General features: G+C 33.9%; 20 protein-coding genes. 19 read left to right on the top strand and 1 reads right to left on the bottom strand.

The genetic code is table 11. The annotated features are described in order from the left end of the window. The first annotated feature begins 327 nt into the window (after positions 1-327). The 9 genes from BMY18_RS10945 (at position 328) to BMY18_RS10905 (ending at position 9,697) form a co-directional block, all read left to right on the top strand. Positions 328-1,491, top strand: coding sequence for a MerR family transcriptional regulator (locus tag BMY18_RS10945; protein ID WP_092453933.1), 1,164 nt, complete (start codon positions 328-330; stop codon positions 1,489-1,491). A gap of 366 nt (positions 1,492-1,857) precedes the next feature. Next, positions 1,858-2,523, top strand: coding sequence for a hypothetical protein (locus BMY18_RS10940; protein WP_092453931.1), 666 nt, complete (start codon positions 1,858-1,860; stop codon positions 2,521-2,523). Between the two features lie 273 nt (positions 2,524-2,796). After that, complete coding sequence (locus tag BMY18_RS10935; RefSeq protein ID WP_170841379.1) at positions 2,797-3,126, top strand: phospholipase D-like domain-containing protein; 330 nt, start codon at positions 2,797-2,799, stop codon at positions 3,124-3,126. A gap of 171 nt (positions 3,127-3,297) precedes the next feature. Then, entirely contained in the window at positions 3,298-3,894 is a 597-nt protein-coding gene (locus tag BMY18_RS10930) for a hypothetical protein (RefSeq protein WP_092453929.1), read from the top strand. 231 nt (positions 3,895-4,125) lie between these two features. Further along, positions 4,126-4,422 (top strand): TM1266 family iron-only hydrogenase system putative regulator, encoded by a 297-nt coding sequence (locus BMY18_RS10925; protein ID WP_092453927.1) that lies wholly within the window; start codon positions 4,126-4,128, stop codon positions 4,420-4,422. 1 nt (position 4,423) lies between these two features. Continuing rightward, on the top strand, positions 4,424-5,467 hold the full coding sequence (gene hydE, locus BMY18_RS10920; protein ID WP_092453925.1) for a [FeFe] hydrogenase H-cluster radical SAM maturase HydE: 1,044 nt from the start codon (positions 4,424-4,426) through the stop codon (positions 5,465-5,467). Positions 5,468-5,601: 134 nt separating this feature from the next. Next, positions 5,602-7,020, top strand: coding sequence for a [FeFe] hydrogenase H-cluster radical SAM maturase HydG (gene hydG / locus BMY18_RS10915; protein WP_092454248.1), 1,419 nt, complete (start codon positions 5,602-5,604; stop codon positions 7,018-7,020). A 146-nt stretch (positions 7,021-7,166) separates the two neighbouring features. After that, positions 7,167-8,372 (top strand): [FeFe] hydrogenase H-cluster maturation GTPase HydF, encoded by a 1,206-nt coding sequence (gene hydF, locus BMY18_RS10910; protein ID WP_092453924.1) that lies wholly within the window; start codon positions 7,167-7,169, stop codon positions 8,370-8,372. Between the two features lie 5 nt (positions 8,373-8,377). Next, the gene (locus BMY18_RS10905) at positions 8,378-9,697 is read left to right on the top strand and encodes an aspartate ammonia-lyase (RefSeq protein ID WP_092453922.1); all 1,320 of its coding nucleotides are present in this window, start codon (positions 8,378-8,380) and stop codon (positions 9,695-9,697) included. Between the two features lie 78 nt (positions 9,698-9,775). On the opposite strand, the gene BMY18_RS10900 is transcribed toward BMY18_RS10905, so the two are convergent. Further along, positions 9,776-10,591, bottom strand: a complete 816-nt coding sequence (locus BMY18_RS10900) for an AraC family transcriptional regulator (RefSeq protein WP_092453920.1) — start codon at positions 10,589-10,591, stop codon at positions 9,776-9,778. 188 nt (positions 10,592-10,779) lie between these two features. Here BMY18_RS10900 and BMY18_RS10895 point away from each other — a divergent pair, with 188 nt between their 5' ends. The 10 genes from BMY18_RS10895 to BMY18_RS10855 all read left to right on the top strand — a co-directional run bounded on the left by BMY18_RS10895 (position 10,780) and on the right by BMY18_RS10855 (position 21,347). Beyond that, positions 10,780-12,375 carry a xylulokinase gene (locus BMY18_RS10895; RefSeq protein ID WP_092453918.1) on the top strand — a complete coding sequence of 532 codons (1,596 nt, stop codon included), beginning with the start codon at positions 10,780-10,782 and terminating at the stop codon, positions 12,373-12,375. Between the two features lie 20 nt (positions 12,376-12,395). Then, positions 12,396-13,091, top strand: coding sequence for an L-ribulose-5-phosphate 4-epimerase (locus BMY18_RS10890; protein WP_092453917.1), 696 nt, complete (start codon positions 12,396-12,398; stop codon positions 13,089-13,091). Beyond that, a complete protein-coding gene (locus BMY18_RS21795) occupies positions 13,088-13,240 on the top strand; it encodes a dockerin type I domain-containing protein (RefSeq protein ID WP_170841388.1) in 153 nt (50 codons plus the stop codon). The genes BMY18_RS10890 and BMY18_RS21795 overlap by 4 nt, the downstream gene beginning before the upstream one ends. Before the next feature lie 323 nt (positions 13,241-13,563). Then, entirely contained in the window at positions 13,564-13,803 is a 240-nt protein-coding gene (locus tag BMY18_RS10885; protein ID WP_092453916.1) for a hypothetical protein, read from the top strand. 153 nt (positions 13,804-13,956) lie between these two features. Beyond that, positions 13,957-15,564 (top strand): AAA family ATPase, encoded by a 1,608-nt coding sequence (locus tag BMY18_RS10880; RefSeq protein ID WP_092453915.1) that lies wholly within the window; start codon positions 13,957-13,959, stop codon positions 15,562-15,564. 220 nt (positions 15,565-15,784) lie between these two features. Then, positions 15,785-17,029: a hypothetical protein gene (locus BMY18_RS10875; protein ID WP_092453913.1), complete on the top strand. Its 1,245-nt coding sequence runs from the start codon at positions 15,785-15,787 to the stop codon at positions 17,027-17,029. A gap of 259 nt (positions 17,030-17,288) precedes the next feature. Continuing rightward, the gene (locus BMY18_RS10870; RefSeq protein ID WP_092453911.1) at positions 17,289-18,524 is read left to right on the top strand and encodes a diadenylate cyclase; all 1,236 of its coding nucleotides are present in this window, start codon (positions 17,289-17,291) and stop codon (positions 18,522-18,524) included. 426 nt (positions 18,525-18,950) lie between these two features. Next, entirely contained in the window at positions 18,951-19,331 is a 381-nt protein-coding gene (locus tag BMY18_RS10865; protein WP_170841378.1) for an HNH endonuclease domain-containing protein, read from the top strand. 464 nt (positions 19,332-19,795) lie between these two features. Next, positions 19,796-20,266: a hypothetical protein gene (locus BMY18_RS10860; RefSeq protein WP_207647444.1), complete on the top strand. Its 471-nt coding sequence runs from the start codon at positions 19,796-19,798 to the stop codon at positions 20,264-20,266. 391 nt (positions 20,267-20,657) lie between these two features. Then, positions 20,658-21,347 (top strand): toll/interleukin-1 receptor domain-containing protein, encoded by a 690-nt coding sequence (locus BMY18_RS10855; RefSeq protein WP_092453907.1) that lies wholly within the window; start codon positions 20,658-20,660, stop codon positions 21,345-21,347. Positions 21,348-21,683 lie beyond the last annotated feature (336 nt).

Genomic DNA, 21,683 nt, shown 5'->3' with positions numbered 1-21,683 from the left:
AAAATGGAAAAGACACAGGAAAAATTTATTTCAAAGAAACAAAGAAAAGCAAATATAATTAAATGACAGAATGGTAACCCAATTGAGGGTTACCATTTTTTATACGGTGGCTTATTTATTATATAAATGAGTTATAAGAATAAAAAGAATAAATCAATGCGAAAAAAGGTAGTGTTACAATGAAAAATATAATATTATTATAAAACTGTTGACTCTAACATCATGTCATAGTGTAAGATGATAATAGAGCTTGAAATATTTACAAAATAATCGCCGGCAGAGTTTAGTAGATGGATTAAACTTGAAATTATATATGGAGGAATTGCAATGAAAACAGTAAAACAAGTTTCAGATTTGACAGGCATAAGTGTGCGCATGTTACATTATTATGATGAAATAGGGTTATTAAAGCCAAGCGAACATACAGATGTAGGCTATAGGCTTTACGATGATGAAGCACTTATGATTTTGCAGCAAATTTTGTTTTATAAAGAACTTGATATTCCGTTAAAAGAAGTGAAAGAAATGATGTATAGCCCTCATTATAATATCATGCAGACTTTAAATAATCAGAAGAAATTGCTGATATTAAAATGTAATAGATTGAATGATTTGGTTGAACTGATTAATAAAACATTAAAAGGAGAAAATGATATGAGTTTTAAAGAATTTGATATGAGTGAATATTATATTGCACTGGAAGAGTTTAAAAAGGAACACGAAGATTATATAATAAAAGCATATGGCAGTACGGAAAAATATAATGAATTTATTGAAAAATGTAAAGCCAAAGAGTCTGAAATAGCTAAAATGGCTATAGATCAATATGGAAGCATTGAAAAATATGTAAAAGCAATGAAGAAAAATTTACAGGCTACATGTGCTTCAAACAGGGAGGAACAAATCGATGAGTTTAAAAAGGATTGTTTGGAAGATAGACATCCTAAATTAAAAGAATTATATAAAAACCTTGTATCGGATTTAAGTAAAGATCCTTCTTCAAGCGAAATCCAGCAGATTGCGAAAGAAATAACAACGATAGCGAAAACGGATTATGAAATTTTTAAAATGAATGCAGAGTATGACTATTGGTACGTTATAGTACAAAGCTTTTTAGTATTTCCTGATTGGATGAATAAAGTTGATCAAAAATATGGTGTTGGTGCCGCCAAATTTATAGGTGAAGCTTTAACTATATATTTGGGAGATTACAAGCCTAAATTAGAAATACTAATGCAGAAACTCGTCTCTGATTTAAATAAAGATCCTTCTTCAAATGAGATTCAAGAGATGGTTAAAGAGATAGTAGATGCAACCCAAAAAATTAACGACGCTTTAGAAATAGATGATGGCGAAAATTATTGGGGTTATACAGCACAACAATATTTATCCGAATCTATTAGGAAAAGGGTGATTGATAAGAAATATGGAAATGGTTCCTCAAAATTTATCGGTGAAGCATTAAAATTCTATTCGGAAAGCAATCAGTAATACGACCAGTAATGTTATCAGTAATTTAAATAATAGATAATGTTAGAATTCACACAGGAAAGCGAATGAATAGGAAAAAACAAATCTAAATCGATACAACAAGTTAGATGATTTTTGGGGCAATCTTAAAGTGGTACAAATTCCTCTTTAAGATTGCCTTTTAATTGAGAAAAATTAAACTCAATTATATTTACATTACCATTTCTAAATATTATAATACAAATATAAGATTACAATATTTACGATATAAAATAATGATGCTTGATATTTCAAGCTATTCTTGTAAGATAAATATGTGATATTCTAAAATGAAAAAGTAAACATTATGACAACAAAAGACAAGGGGAATTTAAGGAGGATACTAAAATGCAGGCAATCATGGAATCAATATTTGACATTGCATATCTAGTTACGGCAGGGTTACTTGGAATACTGATACTAAAAAATGCAAAAGGGAAGAATGAATATATTTTGTTTGGTAGTATGACATTACTTCTCGGACTTGGTGATTCATTCCATCTAATTGCAAGAATATATGCGATGTGGAATGGAGGTACTCAAAATTATCCAGTGGCACTTGGCTTTGGAAAACTGGTCACTTCAATTACGATGACAGTGTTCTATATCCTTCTATATCACTTTTGGCAAAAACATAATCATATAAATATTTCCAAAAGAAGCAGTAAAATAATTACGTTCATAATATATGGACTAGCAATTGCGCGAATCGGATTATGCGTTTTTCCACAAAATGGGTGGTTTGTCAATGACAGTAGTTATGAATGGGGGATTTATCGCAACATTCCATTCATTGTTATGGGCGGGATGATTGCCGTGTTATACTTTAAGAAGAATTTCTTGATAAAGGATAGATACTTTCGGTTTATGTGGCTTGCAATTGCAATCAGTTTCGTATTCTATGTCATTACGGTCTTGGGAACTGAGTTTTATCCACTATTAGGGATGATGATGATTCCTAAGACCTGTGCGTATATTTGGATGATTACGATGGGTTATAGAGAGTTGACTTAAGTTATTTATTATATAAAAGATGTTTTAGTTACATATAACGCTTTTTCGTTTAACCAATTTAGATTAAATTTTCAGATGGTAATTTTCGTTCATAGTATTATTAAGATAAAACCTCCAAATACATTACAATCTAGTATAGTAATTCATGAAAATGTTTAAATTATATACAAGATTGTAAATTTATCATTTTGTTTAAGACTCACATGATAAATCAATTAAGGTATGTTAGTGGAGGTTATCAGAGGAATATGTTGCCTAAAACCTGGGGTAGCGATGTATACCGATAATATTGAAGTGAGAAGTATAGTGGGAAGATTTCTTGAACATTCAAGGATTTATTGCTTTGGCGAGGGAGAAGATACAAAAATCTATATTTCATCTGCAGATATGATGACTAGAAATACTACACATAGAGTTGAAATTGCAACTCCTATTTTAGATGAAAAGATAGCTGATCGTTTAACGGATATGCTCCGTATTATGCTTCAAGATAATGTGAAATCAAGATTACTGAAGCCTGATGGAACTTATATTTATTTTGAGAATGATCAACAAAAGATTGACAGTCAGATGTGTTTTTACGATCAAGCATATAACAATTGAAATCCGAAGGTGTAAAGTATAATTGCCTGTAAAACACAAGACTGCCTGAATGGACTTTTATGGATCAAGAGAAATGAAAATGTGCCATTATGTGGGATTATAGAATAAGTGGTTGATATTTCATAATAATGTTTTATAATTAAGATATGAAAATTAAAGGAGGGCTAAACAATGAGAAAAGAATTATCTTATTTTAATATAGAAAATTCATTTGGTGGAAATCAGGATTGGTTTAAAGATCCAATGATGAAATTGGGTGGATGTGCAGCAATTACAGCATGTGATTTTAGCCTGAAAATGGCATTACATGATAATAAAACACACCTGTATCCATATGATATACAAAAACTAAATAAAGAAGATTATATTAAGTTTGCTATGAAAATGAAACCATATCTTAGACCACGGTTGAAAGGAGTCAATACATTAAAACTGTTTATAGATGGGATACAAGAATATTTTAACGATGTTGATGAAGTGGATTTACTTATGCAAGAATTTAATGGTGATATGAAAGAAGAGGAAGCCGCAGTGCAGATTAAAACACAAATTGATAATGGAATTCCCATACCTTATCTTTTGTTAAAACATAAGAATCATAATTTTAAAGATTTTGCTTGGCATTGGTTCTTAGTCGTGGGGTATGAAGAATTTGAGAAAGATTTTTATATAAAAGTCGCTACATATAGCAATGCCCATTGGCTTTCACTTAATGAACTTTGGGAAACTGGTTATAAAGAAAAAGGTGGAATGGTAATTATGCATTGATATTGCTAGTAAATTCAATTTGCGTTGCATTATAAAACACTATATATTATAATAATCATAATGATCTAGCCGAAAGTATTATCTGACGGTTGAGATGGATTCGCTACAATAGTTGTATCTGACACCGAATACAGGTTATAAGGTGAAAGGCTAAGCAATGTCATAGTTACTTATGAAATTACTACGCCTTTTTGGCGTATTTTTTTTTACCATTGAATAAAAGGAGGTAATATGGAAACGAGAGTTGCAATTATAGGAATTATAGTGGAAGATGCAGGTTCGGTTGAGAAGTTAAATAGAATTTTGCATGATTATGGAAGCTATATCATTGGAAGAATGGGAATTCCATATAAAGAGAAACATATCAATATTATTAGCATTGCAGTGGATGCACCGAATGATGTAATCAGTGCCTTGTCAGGAAAACTTGGGAAATTACCAGGAGTAAGTGCAAAGGCAGTATACTCAAAGCTCCCCATTATAACAAATGAGGTTTCGATTGGGAAATCTTATATAAGCGAGGTATAAAATGAAAAATCTCATCGACAAATTATTTGAAACGCAGAACCTTTTGCCGGAAGAATTCAAACAATTAATCAAAGGACGTACTTCAGATCTAGCCCAATACCTTTTCGAGAAATCAAGACAGGTTCGGTTTGAAAATTACGATCATGATGTCTATATACGTGGTTTGATTGAATTCACCAATTATTGCAAGAATGATTGCTTTTACTGCGGAATTCGAAATAGCAATTCAAATGCAGATAGATACAGACTTACCCAGGAACAGATTCTTGAATGTTGCAGGTCTGGACATGCACTTGGATTTAGGACTTTTGTGCTGCAAGGTGGAGAGGATAGCTATTTTACAGATGACAAATTAGTGAATATGATACGAGCAATCAAGTCGCTTTATCCAGACTGTGCCATTACACTTTCAATAGGAGAAAGAAGTCATGAGAGCTATCAAATGCTTTTTAATGCTGGAGCCGATCGATATCTCCTTCGTCATGAAACCGCTAATAATGAACATTACAAAAAGTTACATCCAAAGAATTTGTCTCCTGAAAACCGAAAAGCATGTCTGTTTGATCTAAAAAAGATTGGATATCAAGTTGGTTGCGGGTTTATGGTGGGATCTCCATATCAGACGGTTGATAATCTGGTTGAGGATTTGATTTTCATTAAGGAATTACAACCTCACATGGTAGGGATTGGGCCATTTATACCACATCATGATACCCCATTTGCTGGGCAAACTGGTGGAACTTTGGAACTAACGTTATTTATGTTGGGCTTGGTTAGATTGATGGTACCACAAGTTTTGCTTCCTTCGACAACAGCGCTTGGGACAATTGATCCAATGGGTAGAGAACAGGGCATTTTGGCTGGTGCAAATGTAGTAATGCCAAATCTTTCACCGACAACTGTCAGGGAGAAATATATGTTATATGATAATAAAATATGTACCGGTGATGAAGCCGCTGAATGCAGATTTTGTATGCAGAAACGAATGGAAGGCATAGGATATGAAGTGGTTGTTTCCCGTGGTGACCATCATAGCTTACAATAAAACAGGATAAATTAAAAAAGAAAAAATAGAATCTTAAAATCATCCTACGTGAATGTTACGTAGCGTGAATGATACTCAGCGTGAATGACTGAAGGGAAAGAGAATCTGACCCGATGAAGAAAGAAGGAAAAAATATGTATAATCCAAAATCACAAAAAGCAGGAGAATTTATTAATCATGAAGAAGTTCTTACGACTCTAGCCTATGCAGAGAAAAACAAAAACAATGCCCTACTTATTGACAGTATTATCGAGAAAGCGCGTCTTAGAAAAGGGCTGACGCACAAAGAAGCAGCTGTTCTTTTAGATTGCGATATTGAGGAGAAAAACCAAGAGATATATGCACTTGCAGAGCAGATAAAGAAGGATTTCTATGGTAATCGAATTGTAATGTTTGCACCATTATATCTTTCAAATTATTGTATCAATGGATGTGTATACTGCCCATATCATCTGAAAAACAAACATATCACAAGAAAAAAGATGACACAGGAAGAAATTAAAAGAGAAGTGATTGCGCTTCAAGATATGGGACATAAAAGACTTGCCCTAGAGTTGGGAGAAGATCCTATTAATAATCCAATCGAATATGTTTTAGAATCCATTAAGACGATATATAGCATCAAACATAAAAACGGTGAAATAAGACGAGTTAATGTAAATATAGCGGCTACGACAGTTGAAAATTACGCAAAATTAAGGGATGCAGGGATTGGAACCTATATTTTATTCCAAGAAACATATCATAAAAAAAGTTATGAATTGTTACATCCAACAGGACCTAAGCATGATTATGAGTATCATACAGAAGCCATGGATAGAGCGATGGAGGGCGGAATTGATGACGTGGGCGTAGGTGTCCTTTTTGGTCTTGAATTATATCGATATGAATTTGCAGCATTACTGATGCATGCAGAGCATTTAGAAACGGTATTTGGAGTAGGACCACACACAATTAGTGTTCCAAGAATCAGACCGGCTGATGATATCGATCCTTCAAGCTTTGATAATGGAATTAACGATGACACCTTTGCAAAGCTTGTCGCATGTATACGAATCAGTGTGCCATATACAGGGATGATTGTTTCAACTAGAGAGAGTCAAGAATGCCGAGAAAAAGTGCTTCATCTAGGAATTTCTCAGGTGAGCGGTGGATCTAAAACTAGTGTTGGCGGATATTCTAAACCAGAGGCAGAGGATGAAGATTCTAAACAATTTGAATTAAGTGACAACAGGACACTTGATGAAATTGTAAAATGGCTTATGGACCTTGGATATATACCAAGTTTTTGCACTGCTTGTTACAGGGAAGGCAGAACGGGTGACCGTTTCATGAAGTTACTAAAGAGTGGGCAGATTCAGAATTGCTGTCATCCAAATGCTCTTATGACTTTAAAAGAATATTTGGAAGATTACGCATCTGAGGAGACGAAGGCTGTTGGAGAAAAGATGATATTAGATGAAATATCTAATATTCCAAAAGAAAAGGTAAGAGAAGTGGTACTTGATAATCTTGTAAAAATCAGTCAGGGAAACCGAGACTTTCGATTCTAAGAAAACGTTGATTTAGATTCTAAGGACTCCAGACTTTCGATTGAGAGTGGTAAGTTTGAAATAGCTTTTAAAATACAAGGATAATATATATGGCTCAAATTTTGATAAGGTGTCTTGCAAAAGCAAGCCATAGGAAGGTGGTTGATATGGGATTAAATGAAACTCCAGCAGCAAACAGAATTCACATAGCTTTTTTTGGAAGGCGAAATGCAGGAAAGTCAAGTGTTGTCAATGCAGTGACGGGACAGGACTTGGCGATTGTATCGCAGGTAAAAGGAACGACGACAGATCCTGTTTATAAGGCTATGGAATTGCTTCCACTTGGACCAGTTATTATTATTGATACGCCAGGAATTGACGATGAAGGTGAACTTGGTGAATTACGAGTAAAAAAAAGTCGCCAGGTTTTGAATAAAACAGATATTGCGATTCTTGTTGTTGATGCTCAAGCAGGATTGACAAAAGATGATCAGAATCTGATTGTCCTATTTGCAGCTAAGAATATTCCTTACCTAGTAGCTTTCAATAAATCCGACATTGCTGAAACATCAATGAAACTTACAGAGAATGAAATTTTGATTAGTGCAAAAACTGGGGAACATATAGACAAATTAAAGGAAAAGATCGCATCACTTATAGGAACTGAAGAAATCAAGCTCCGCATTATTGGTGATATATTGAATCCTTCGGATTTTGCGGTTCTGGTAGTCCCAATTGACAAATCTGCGCCCAAAGGAAGATTGATTCTCCCACAACAGCAGACAATAAGAGATATATTAGAATCGGATGCAACTGCAATTGTAGTAAAAGAATTTGAACTAAGAAACACCTTAGAAAATCTAGGAAAGAAACCGAAAATCGTTATAACAGACAGCCAAGTCTTTGCAAAAGTAAATGCAGATACACCGAGTGATATATATTTGACTTCATTTTCAATCTTAATGGCCAGGTATAAAGGAGTATTGAAAACTGCTGTAAAAGGTGCAAAAATCATTGATGAACTGAAAGCTGGAGATCGAATTTTGATTGCAGAAGGATGTACACATCACAAGCAATGTGATGATATTGGTTCTGTAAAATTGCCTAGATGGATTAAAAACTACACCCAGAAGCAGTTCGATTTTCATTTTACATCAGGTACGCAGTATCCAGAAGATTTAGATGAATACAAACTAGTTGTGCATTGCGGTGGATGTATGCTTAATGATAGAGAGATGAAATATAGACAGAAATGTTCAGAAGATATGAAAGTTCCATTTACAAATTACGGAATCCTAATTGCCTATATGCAAGGGATTTTAACCAGAAGTGTTGCCATGTTCCCAGAGATTTTGGCAGAAATCGAGGAGTAAACCAAATGAGAATGGAAAAGGATTCAATAGGAGAAAAATCACTAGGGGATAGTGTGGTTTACGGAATTCAAACTGCACGGGCAAAAGAAAACTTCAATCTGAATTATAAGAATACAGATCAAAGTCTGATTGCTGCAATCGTACAAATCAAGAAAGCGGCTGCACATACCTACCAAACGCTTGGAATTGGTAAACCTGGTGTTTATGAAGCAATTGAACAATGCTGTGATTTAATCCTAGCGGGCGGGTATGAAGATGCATTTATTACATCTGCCCTTCAAGGGGGAGCTGGAACATCAACAAATATGAATGTAAATGAAGTGCTTGCAAATCTTGCCTTAGTCAAACTAGGTCATCAGTATGGGGAATATCAGTATGTTCATCCGCTAGATGATGTAAATAGGGGCCAATCAACAAATGATGTCTACCCGACAGCACTAAGAATCGCAGCAATTGAGAAGCTTCGTGTATTAAGTGACAAGTGTTCTCAATTACAACAAACATTTCAACAAAAGGAAAATGCATTTGATCATATTCAAAAGTTAGGACGTACAGAATTAATGGATGCCCTTCCAATCACCTTGGGACAGGAATTTGGAGCTTATGCACAAGCAATTTCTAGAGATCGTTGGAGACTATATAAAGTGGAAGAACGATTAAGGCAGGTAAACCTTGGTGGAACAGCAGTAGGCGCTGGAAATAACGCAGACAGAAAATACCGGTTTGGAATATTAGAGATTCTTAGAGGATATACAGGTATGGGTCTTTCACCTGCTGAATATCCAATGGATATTACGCAAAACAACGACGTGTTTGTGGAAGTGTCTGGATTGATGAAATCACTAGCGGTTAACTTAATGAAAATATCCAATGACATTCGGCTTATGAGCTCTGGACCCAAAGGAGGATTTGGTGAAATCACGCTGAAAGCCCTTCAAATGGGAAGTACAATCATGCCTGGAAAAGTCAATCCTGTCATTCCGGAAATGGTAATGCAAGTAGCGATGAAGGTGATTGCAAATGATTCGGCAATTACGATGGCGGCATCTCACGGAGAATTTGAACTGAATGCATTTATGCCCCTGATTGCAGATTCTTTACTCGAAAGTTTACAACTGCTGATTGATGCGGTTGAATCCTTTCGTACAAAATGCGTTGAACACATCTTGCCGGATGAGGAAAGGTGCAGACAACTACTAGAAGCCTCTTATGCATTTGCCACAGCGTATACAGTTGAATATGGTTATGATTTGATTAGCGAAGCGATGAAAGAGTCCAATGGAGATCCATTGAAATTAAAAGAGATATTAGAAGAATTAGAATAAAGCGTAATTGTGATTGTCTATGTATTGATTGCTTATGTATTGATTGCTTATGTATTGATTATTTATGTATTGGATAGTTTATGAATTGAATTTTTTATATTCCAATGGCGTTTTATTGAAAAATAATTTAAAACTTCTATAAAAGGTTCGCTCGCTTTTAAATCCAGATTCATACATGACTGAGGTGATGTTCATTTCTGTTTCTAATAGCAAGGAGGAGGCCAATAACAGCCTTTTCTGAGTGATATAATCTGTAAATGATATGTTGAAGTTGTGCGTGAAAATGCGCGAAATATAATACATGTTTATCCCCAAGTCCCGACTCATTTGTTTTAATGAGATGTCTTTTGAACAATATGTATCAACGTATTCTAAAATAGTCTGATACATATTTGTATTTTTATCATTACTATATTTAATGAGCGTTCCGTTATCAAAAATATCTCCTAGAATGATAAACAAAATCCCCGTATACTGTACCTGTCGATTAAAATTACTGCTATCATTCGGAAATGTTTGTTGTAATGTTAGTACTTTTGCTATTGATTCCTTTGCCAGTTTGGATAATTCAGATATATTTACAATTGGTTGTGAAAGCATTTGTGTATTTAAGGTGGTTTTTAATAATGGTAAAAATTCAGGTGTAAAAATAAAAAACAAAATCTGGCACTTTTCAAGAACTTGACCGCAATGAATCTGATTAGGAAAAACAATAGCAATATCACCTGCAGATAAACATGTTGTATTATTACCAATTGTTAAATTTGTTTTACCTGAAATGACATACATGAACTCCACATGATTATGCAAATGCGGAAGGCTCTTTATTTCATCGAGGATATAGCAGGTAAAATTATCTTTCCTAGACTCAAATTCAAATGTTTTATTTCTCACACTACATCCTCCTATTATTTAAATCACATCATATGAAAATTATATGTTTTAGATTGCAAAAAGTCAATTTAATAATCAAAATTTGCTAGTCAATTTGATAAAAATGCCATTCTACTAATATACCATTTATATATAATAGAAGTAGAGTGTATGGGTATATGGTAAGTTGCACCTAAAAAGGAGAAACCATGGAAATTGAGAAAATAATAAAAAATGGGAATACTGCATTGGGAATTGAACTTGGTTCTACTAGAATCAAAGCGGTGTTAATTGGTGAAGATCATATATCAATTGCCAGCGGAAGTCATGAATGGGAAAATCGTTATGAGAATGACATATGGACATACACATTAGATGATATATGGAGTGGGATACAAGCCTGTTATCAGAATTTGAAAATAGATGTAGAAAATAAATATGGGGTAAAATTAACCCAAATCGGTTCAATAGGATTTTCGGCCATGATGCATGGTTATATGGCATTTGATAAAAAGGATACACTTCTTGTACCATTTCGTACATGGAGAAATACTAGTACGGGAGAGGCGGCTGACCAGTTAACTAGAGAATTTTCTTTTAATATTCCACAGCGTTGGAGTATTGCACATTTGTACCAGGCCATTTTAAACAAAGAAGAGCATGTTACAAACATTGATTATCTTACAACATTAGCAGGTTACGTTCACTGGAAATTAACAGGCGAAAAAGTATTGGGCGTCGGTGATGCATCAGGAATGTTTCCCATAGATAGTAAGAATTGTGATTATAATGCAGATATGTTAGCAAAATTTGATGAAATAGTTGGACCGTGTGCATATTCGTGGAAGCTCACAGATATATTGCCAAAGGTTTTGCCAGCGGGTGCAAGTGCTGGATATTTAACACGAGAAGGTGCAAAATTATTAGATGTAAGTGGTGATCTTGCAGCAGGAATTCCAGTATGTCCGTCAGAAGGAGATGCAGGAACAGGAATGATAGCGACTAACAGTGTTGCAGTTCGTACTGGTAATGTATCAGCTGGAACATCGGTTTTTGCAATGATTGTCATGGAACATGCCCTGAAAGAAGTGCATACTCAGATTGATGTGGTTACTACACCACAAGGGGCTCCGGTTGCAATGGTTCACTGTAATAATTGTACGTCTGATTTAAATGCATGGGTAAATCTATTTGAAGAATTCGCAGAAAGTTATGGAATTTCAGTGGATCGTAATCAACTCTTTTCGGTGCTTTATAATAAAGCGTTGGAGGGAGATAGAGATTGTGGTGGATTAGTTGCTTATAACTATATTTCAGGTGAACCGATAACTGGTTTTAAAGAGGGCATTCCATTGTTTGCAAGAAAAGCAGAGGACAATTTTAATCTTGCTAATTTTATGAGAACGCATCTGTACAGTTCACTTGCAACATTAAAAATAGGCTTAGATATTCTCTTTAAAGAAGAGGATATTAGTGTAGATAAGATGTACGGACATGGTGGGCTTTTCAAGACAAAAGGCGTTGGCCAAAAGATTATGGCAGCAGCAATGAACACTCCTGTTTTTGTTATGGAGACAGCTGGAGAAGGTGGAGCCTGGGGAATTGCGATACTTGCTTGTTACATGAAAAATAAAGAAACAGAAGAAAGCCTTGCAACTTATCTAGAAAACAAAGTGTTTTGTGGCGATCAGGGAAAGAAAATCATTCCAGATCCAGAAGATGTGAAGGGGTTTGACTTATTTATGATAAAATATATGAACGGACTTAAAATTGAACGTGCTGCAGTAGATAGTCTACGTGCGTAAAAGACCAGGAGGAATTTACTTTGTTAGAAGAACTGAAAAAGCAAGTATATGAAGCAAATATGGAACTTTCAAGACGTGGCCTAATTATATTTACATGGGGCAACGTTAGTGGAATTGATCGTGAGACAGGTTATTTCGTTATCAAACCCAGCGGTGTTGATTATGATAAACTAACAGTAGATGATATGGTGGTTATGGATTTAGATGGAAATAAAATCGAAGGAACGTATAAACCATCCTCTGATACAGCGACACATCTGGAACTTTATAAAAAATATATAGAAATCGGTGGAATAGTACATACTCATTCACCAGAAGCTACCGCATGGGCGCAAGCAGGCAGAAGCATTCCTCTTTATGGAACTACGCATGCTGATTATTTTTATGGTGAGATACCATGTGCAAGAAGTTTGACGCCTGAAGAGATAGATGAAGCATATGAGAAAAACACAGGAACTGTTATTATTGAGACATTTGAAAAACGTGGGTTGAATCCGATGTATACGCCAGGTGTGCTTTGCACAAACCATGGACCTTTCACATGGGGAAAAGACGCAGCTGAAGCTGTTCATAATGCTGTTGTTCTGGAGGAAGTGGCTAAGATGGCATCAAAAACAGAACTGATCAATCCCAATGTAAAACCTGCACCAGATTGTATTCGAGATAAACATTTCTTTCGTAAACATGGGGCTAATGCGTATTATGGGCAAAAATAAAGATTGATTCCATTCAGAAATATATTTCTGGAATATCAATTCTTACTAACATCGAATTGTCAGCTGCGGATGTAACAGGAGATAAAGAAGTCAGCTTCTTTGATATATTGGAAATGCAGCGGTATATATTGGGGATTACAGACTTTTAGGAAGTTGTATGGATTGTTAAAAGAATTGTTAAAAGGTAGAATTAACATCTGATAACGTCTGATAACTATTATTAAAATATAGTTGAATTTCCCATTAAATGGTATATAATAATTTATGGGGAAAATATGTAAGATAATTGAATATTATGAATTATTAAAGTTATAGACTCCTGATATATGAGTTTGTAACTTTTCTTTGTTATTTAAATGGGATATTTAGGTTTTGTTTAATAATTAAGAGAAAGACATGTTTTAGAGAAATGAGGTACGTATTATAGCAATAATGCGCAGTTGAAAAAATCTATTAATGAAGAGGAAATATTATGAGCCTAAGACTTAAAGAACTGAGAAAGTTACCTGATGAAGAGTTAGTTGAACTATATGATCAAACTGCAAATTATACATCAGTAGGATTAAACTATTACGCCGAAGAACTGAATAGGCGTAGTAATGAGAATACTAATAAAATTATGATTAGATCTACTATTTGGATTACAATAATGACAGGAGTAATGTTAATTGCAACTCTAGTTAATATAGTTATATTAACTTTAGCAAAGTAAGAGTTGAAAGCTGTAATAATGAGAACAATACAAATGGTGATTTAGGAGTAGAAATCAAAGAAATAGATTAACTTTGCATTTTTATATAGATAAGTTCGGAATAGAAATAATAGTAGAAAAATTTTAGATTACATATAAGGAAGGAACAAAAATATGAATTTTACATACTGTTTACCCGATGAACAAGGGCAAAAGCAAGAATATGGAACCACTTCAAATTCAGTAATTATTATTGGCGCAAATGGTGTCGGCAAGAGTAAACTTGGTGCTTGGATTGAACAGCAGAGTTTTGAAAATGTACATCGCATTGGTGCCCAAAGGAACTTGAATTTCAATGAAAATATTACACTGAGAAGTTATTCACAGGCTGAAGATTTAGTTTTTTATGGATCGAATGAATCTAATCAAAAGATTGGAAAAAGTGTGCGTTGGGATTGGGGAGCGTCATATACAACAAAAATGATGAACGATTTTGAAAATGTACTAGCAGCTTTGATTGCCCTGAAAAATAATGAAAATGAAACTTTTATTGCCGAATGTAAGAAAGCCGAGGATGAGAATAAGGAGAAACCACAAACGTCAAAGACAGCTATTGACAAGCTTCAGTTTATTTGGAATGAAGTATTTCCACAAAGAAAATTGCGGATAGATGATTCGAAATTCTATGCTGTTCTTGAAAAAGACAGCTATGAACATGTATATTCAGCAACTCAAATGAGCGATGGTGAACGCTCGGTCCTCTACCTTGCTGCCCAAGTGTTATGCGTTCCTGCTAATAAAACTCTCATAATGGACGAGCCTGAAATTCATTTACATCGTTCAATTATGAATCGTTTGTGGTCGACTTTGGAACAGCACCGCCCTGATTGCTTGTTTATATATATTACACATGATACTGGATTTGCCGCTATGCATAGTGATGCAGATAAAATCTGGATACGTGAATTTGATGGCCTCAATTGGAAACTTGAAAAAATTGAAAATGACGACCTTCCGGAAGATTTACTCTTGCATATCATAGGTAACAGAAATAATGTACTATTTGTTGAAGGCGAAAAGAACAGTTATGATACACAACTTTATACTGAACTTTATCCTCAATATCAAGTCATTGCATGTGGTAGCTGTACGCAGGTCATAACACGTACGAAAGCGTTCAAGAATAATCCTGTGCTTCACCATTGCAAAGTATTTGGAATTATCGATAGAGATTTTCGTTCCGATTATGAAATCGAGAAGTATAAGACAAACAATATATTTACCATTAATGTTGCCGAAGTGGAAAATCTGTTTTTAGTGGAAGAGTTACTGCGTCTATTGGCAATACATATAGGTAGAAATCCCGATGAGGTATTTGTTGAAGTTAAGAACTATATTATTCAAAGATTTACAAATCAGCTTAATGGTCAGGTATGCCAGGCCGTTGTAGCAGAAATAAAATATATGCTCATGAGCGCAGAGATTTCCAAGAAAAATGAAACAGAGTCGAAGAAATCATTGGACACGCTTCTTGAATCTATTGATTATGAGCAAATAAGGGCAAATCAAGAATTGAAATTTCAGACTGTGTTGTCGGGTAATGACTATACCCAAGTCATCAAGGTATTCAATGAAAAGAACATTGCAAAAACAATAGGGCACTTTTTCGGCCTTAATGATAATGCATTCTGCCCAACGCTTATTGCACTGTTACGAGGAGAAAAACACGGAGATATTATTAATGCCCTTGCAGGATATTTGCCAACTGAAATACCAAGATAATTTTTGGAAAATAAAAATGCAACATTTCCCGTTATGTTTATTTGGGATAGATCAGAATAACTCTAAACTGCCTTAACAATAGTAGGAAGTTTAGTTTACTATTTGTTCAACTCTAATATTGTATGTACAACTAATTAATTAATATACTATAAACGGAATGATTGGCTAATTATTTACCATTATAAAAGTAATGAGGTAGTAGCGAGGAGGAAAAATCTAAATGATTTTAGAATACTTGTTTTCAGACGAAGAATTAAAAGAAGACATTTTGAGGTATAAAGAGGGGAAATTAAATATATCAATTAAAAATATAAAAGATTCTAGTTTTTGGATTGCAGAATTTATAATGGTTGGAGAAAATGAACAGAGTACCTTAGATTTGTCTAAAATAAATGATGATATTACAGAGCGTTTTAATTGTATTACGCTAACGAATGAGTGTGCTTTCTATTTTAATAAAATACTGTATCCTTTAATAAATGAATTTGAGCGGAAATTACGTAAAATACTTTACATTGCAAGCAAACTGTCAGGTAGTGCTACAGATACAGCAGTGATTTGTGATCTTGAGAAAATGGAATTTGGAACATTATTTGAACTTATATTTACAGATGATGATTTTATAAAAATGGCTAAAACAAAGATAAATGCAAAATCATGGAAATTCACCAAAAGTGAACTGATAGATGATTTGTTTAGTTTTGAAGAAAAAGCCTTATGGGATAAATTGTTAGGCATCGGTATAGCACCAATCTTGCGGAAAAATTTTGTTACTATGAAAAATTATCGTAATAACATTATGCATGCCCATAACATTACTGCAGATGTCTATAAACAAATAAAAAAAATATACTTGGCTGCGAATCAAGAACTCAATGGAGCAATTAGCGATATACTTAATAACAAAATGGTAACACTATTTAATCATAGTAATAATGATTTTAGCGAGACACTGAAAGAAGCAATTGATGCTGAAAAGTCAAAGAAAATTTCTGATAATATTCTTGATAATTTTCAAATGATAGAGAATGTAGAGGCAGTTAAGCGCTCAATGGAGTTTAGTTCCATTAGTCAACAGATTAATGCAATTTCAGAAGCTGGAAAGATCGCGATGGAGTTCAGTTCCTATAGCCAGGAGATTAAGAAACTTATAGAAGCAGGGAAGCTCTCAACGGAGTTAAGCCCTATTAACAAGGAGATTAAGAAACTTATAGAAGTAGGGAAGCTCTCAACGGAGTTAAGTCCTATTAACAAGGAGATTAAGAAACTTAAAGAAGCAGGGAAGCTCTCAACGGAGTTAAGTCCTATTAACAAGGAGATTAAGAAATTTAAAGAAGCAGGGAAGCTCTCAACGGAATTAAGTCCTATTAACCAAGAGATTAAGAAACTTACAGAAGTAGAAAAGTTAGAGAAACAATCCAGTTTCAACCATCATCTTATTGCAAGATATAAAAAAAATAAATAGAAGATGAAGAAGAAAATAAGCAAGAAATGTAAAGCCAACAATTCTTCCTTCATCGGCTACCTTAACGAGAGCTATTTCCCATTGCCCTTCGCTAACACTAGTTCTTACAGGTACTCCTTTAATCAAATTTCCCATTTTAATTAATTTTCGAAGAGATTGAGGATAACATAATTACTTCTATACCGATGGGAAGTAAAATACTTTAGGAAAATAGTAATCTAAATAGAAGAGTTTATTACAAATAAAGGAGAGATATAGGATGAAAGAATATGAATTGGCAAAAATTGTTGAGAATGTAATTCCACAATTACTTTTAAATAATAATGCAGCGGATATTGACTGGGGAAGATTATTTAAACTTAATTTAAATGGATGTGATTTTTTATATATTACATATAATACAGGCGGAAGAGGAGGAAATATAGGGAATATATTTCGCTATATTGAGGATATGTCAAGTTCATTTTGTGGTTTGAATTTGTATAGTTCCGAAATGGAGGAAAATTATGTAGAGAAGGCTATTGCAACAAAATGGTTAGAAATTGAAACCTCCCTAACTCAACTAGAGTGGTATAAGATATTAGATAATATGGAGAAATTACAAAGAAGAACATATGAAAATCTTCCTATAGTTAAAAATATTATAATTGATACGAAAGCAAAAGGAACGGTGAATTTATCTGAGCAAAGTGAAGCAAAGTTAATAGATGTAATGGCGGGATCTAATTATGTTTATTTTGTGGCGGATAAAGAATTAAGAATAATAGATTATAAAACTATTATGTGGGAGACAGTAACTGATAAAGCTACATATTCATCAGTACCTAATTTTTTACAACCGTTTGCGAATGAAGTGGGAACTGATAAGGTTGCAATATCATTAACACATTCCGGTGATATAATAGTATACAAACAGACTGGGATGGTTATTTCAATACGAAAAGGAAATATTGTTGTTTACGATGATTCAATCGTAAAGAATTTATATAAAGATGTATTAAATAATACTGTATATGGAATAAAGTGCAATCTATTTGATATATGTTGGGATCTAAGTTACAGAAGGCATGGTGCTTTAATTATTGTTGCATTAGACAATGATTTTGAAAAGCATGTTGTAAACGAAGAGAGCATTTTAACACATGTTACATCTAAAGGTATTAGAAAAGAACTAGTGAAATCTATACAACAGGTGTCATTAATCAATACAGGAAAAATAAAGAATAGAAATATTTTTCTTGAATTAGCATCTATAGATGGAGCATTAATAATAGATTCAAATAATGGGGATGTAAAAGCGTTTGGAGCAATAATTGAAACAGCTAAGGGGATAAAGGAAGTAAGTGGAGCTAGGTCAACAGCGGCAAGATCTGCAGTTAGTTATGGGAATATGTCACCTATAAAGATAAGCAGTGATGGAGATATTACTTTATATAAGAAAGTTACAAATAAAAAAACTAAAGAAGAACTTATTCTTGAGTTTAGATTTTATTAAAGGTCTATAATTAAAGGTGTTGCCTTTTGTATTACATGCATATTAAGAATACAAAGTTTAAAACATTTACGTTTGCCACAGCGATATAGCCGAACTAATTAATTCTTGAATTCGTCATTAAAAGTACGACGTGGTATAGGTTGTTTTTTCTCGGACATAATTTTGACTTCCTTTCATTATATGAATTAAGAATATATGCCCTTAAAAATCTGTCTAGTTAATTGTAACCGATTCAATAGATGAAAAGATTGTTTTTAAGAAAGATGAACTATTTGACTATTTGAGTTCAGAGATTAAGGTTGGAAAAATAATTCCATTATTAGAAAAAGGAATTGAAATATTTTTGAGAGAATATCAACGAGAGGTTATAAATCCTAAGTGATTATTATGATTCATCCGGTCACAGAAATATATGGAGGAAATCGCTTGACTGATAAAGATACCATTTCAATTGATCACTTCATTCCTTGGTCCTATGTAACACATGATGAACTGTGGAATCTTAATCCAACAACAAGAAGTATTAATAATGCCAAAAGCAATAACTTACCAACGTGGGATATTTATTTTAAATCATTATGTAAAATAGAATACTTCGCATATGAAATGGTTTGGAAATATGATTCTGTTCATGACGCATTTGAGAAATGTGCGAATAATAATCTAAATGAATCGGAAGTCAGAAGACAATTGTACCAACCGAATCTGGAGAAAATGGAGTTTTGCAATACTTTATGTAATATTATGTTGCCGGTATATCAGGCGGCTGAAAAAATGGGATTTAGAGATTGGAAGATGATAAATTAAACGGAATGAAAAGAATGTGGTGTTTCGGTGAAGTTCAAATCAAGGGGAGTCAAGAAGGCTATTAATTATAAGGAATAAAGTCGCTTTTACTATTATTACCTTGTAATAAAATTACATTTGTAATAAAATGAATTTAGTGCAAAATATTGGGGAATATAGTGCTATTTGTTTTTATTAGGGGATTTTATAATTAAAATAGTTTGATAGAATACAGTTTTCCCCAAAAGGAAATCTGTTTTTTTTTGCTGTTTTTTTATTAACATTTTATTTAAATGCAATTGTAATACTGTAGATGAATTGATACATTATGTTATTAGTATATTGAGATTTTAAATGGAATTGAGTTACTTATAATCGCAATAATGGGAAGCTTATAAAGTTTACGGATGATTAGGTGCTACGTTAATATGACCTGACAAATAAAAATGGTAGAGCAATATTGCTTGAATGAAAGGAGGATGAACATGATTAAATTATATGAACAATCTGGGGTTAAGATGTGTAAATGGCCTCGTAATCAATCTACTTCGCAATATTGTGGATTATCAACATCACAATATGGTGGACTATCAACATCACAGTATGGCGGTATATCAACGTCTCAATACGGAGGACTCTCTACATCACAGTATGGTGGTATGTCTACATCACAGTACGGAGGACTCTCTACTTCGCAATATGGGGGATTGTCAACGGCTCAATACGGGGGATTGTCAACGGCACAATATGGTGGATTATCTACGGCACAATATGGTGGGCTATCAACATCACAAGGTGGTGGATTGTCTACTTCAAATGTAAATATTTACATAAGTAATATTCCACCGTGGAGAATATTTATGAAATATTTATACGAGCATGGATATTCTAGTTATGCAGATTTCATTGTAGAACAGTATGAAAAAGCAAACCTACCATTGTTACCTAAAATTTAAACTTTCCATTTGAATACTAATTAAGTGATGCACCGATGAAAACTCTCTGAGTAGGAATGGTTGTCACCCGACTACTATACTGGTATGGTAAGGCTAGAAAAGGTATGAGAAAGGAATGAATTATTCAAACAAGTAAGCGATAAAGTTCAACGGGCTTCACCCAATGAACAGCGACAAGAGGGCGTTTACTTATGTTTAAACACAACTCAAAAACCTTCTTGCCACTATTCGCATGGATCACTGCTGGTGCGCAATTTTCGAAAGATGCAGAGCCGGAAAAAGGACATATAATTATGATTGCATAAGCAATATAATGAGAAACGAAACTAGAAATTGAAATTTTATAACACACAGACGAATAAATTTTAAAAAAAATAGGAGGACTAAAATTATGGCAAGATGCACAGCACCAATTCATGGTCATCACACAGCAAGTGGAAGGGCAAACTGCCCAGCGTGTGGAGGTAGTTATCGAGGTTACAACACTTATCCCGCATATTCTTCACAGTATTCTTCATTATCAAACAGTTCTACAAGTCGTAGTAGTGGTGGCGGACAAATTAGGAAGAAAGCACGTTGGTCTTCGGTTGGTTCTACTATTTTATATACTCCTGCGGAAATTCGAACACTTAATCCTGTGCGTGAAAATATTGAGAAGCGTCCGGAATTACCAGATTTACGAGATGTTTTTCTTTGTCACGCTTGGGAAGACCGTAATGGTGCTGCTAAAGAATTACACGATATACTTGAATCAAAAGGTGTAACTGCTTGGTTTAGTGAAAAGGATGTTTTTTTAGGTTCATCATTACTTCGTGAAATTGATAAAGGGTTGGTAAAATCTCGTGTCGGTATTGTATTGGTTACACCCTCATTTCTTAAACGTGTTAAGGGTGAAGGAATAGCAGATAAAGAACTTTCAGCTTTGCTAGCTCGTGATTTACTTGTCCCTATTTTACATAATACGACTTTTGAGGCTTTACGAGAAGTTAGTCCGTTACTTGGCTCGCGAAGTGGTTTAAGTACTATTGAGGAATCAATGGAAGATGTTGCGGCTAAATTAGCGGAATTGGTTACTTCATAAATAATATAAAAAAATCAAATTCTATGGACGATGAGGGTGTCTTTATTCCATATTATAAAAGCCTTATCCAATTATTTTTTGATAGCAGACAAAAATACGGTTGTCACAAATTAGACTTAGCATAAGCTAAGTCCAGAAATTATAATTTGTAAAGGTAATCTGATTCTCAGTTTCTTCCAACAACGAACTACCCATTATATTTATTATGTATTCACAATCAAGACAATATAAAATATTATTGATTTTATAGGTGAGGAGACATATTGTGGAATATAAACAAGCGTGCCGTGATGATATTGATGAATTTGTAGAACACCGGATGGAGTTTGTTACAGC

The sequence above is a fragment of the [Clostridium] fimetarium genome (assembly GCF_900111235.1).
GTDB classification, from domain to species: domain Bacteria; phylum Bacillota; class Clostridia; order Lachnospirales; family Lachnospiraceae; genus Clostridium_N; species Clostridium_N fimetarium.
This window is presented reverse-complemented; position numbering and strand designations above follow the sequence as displayed.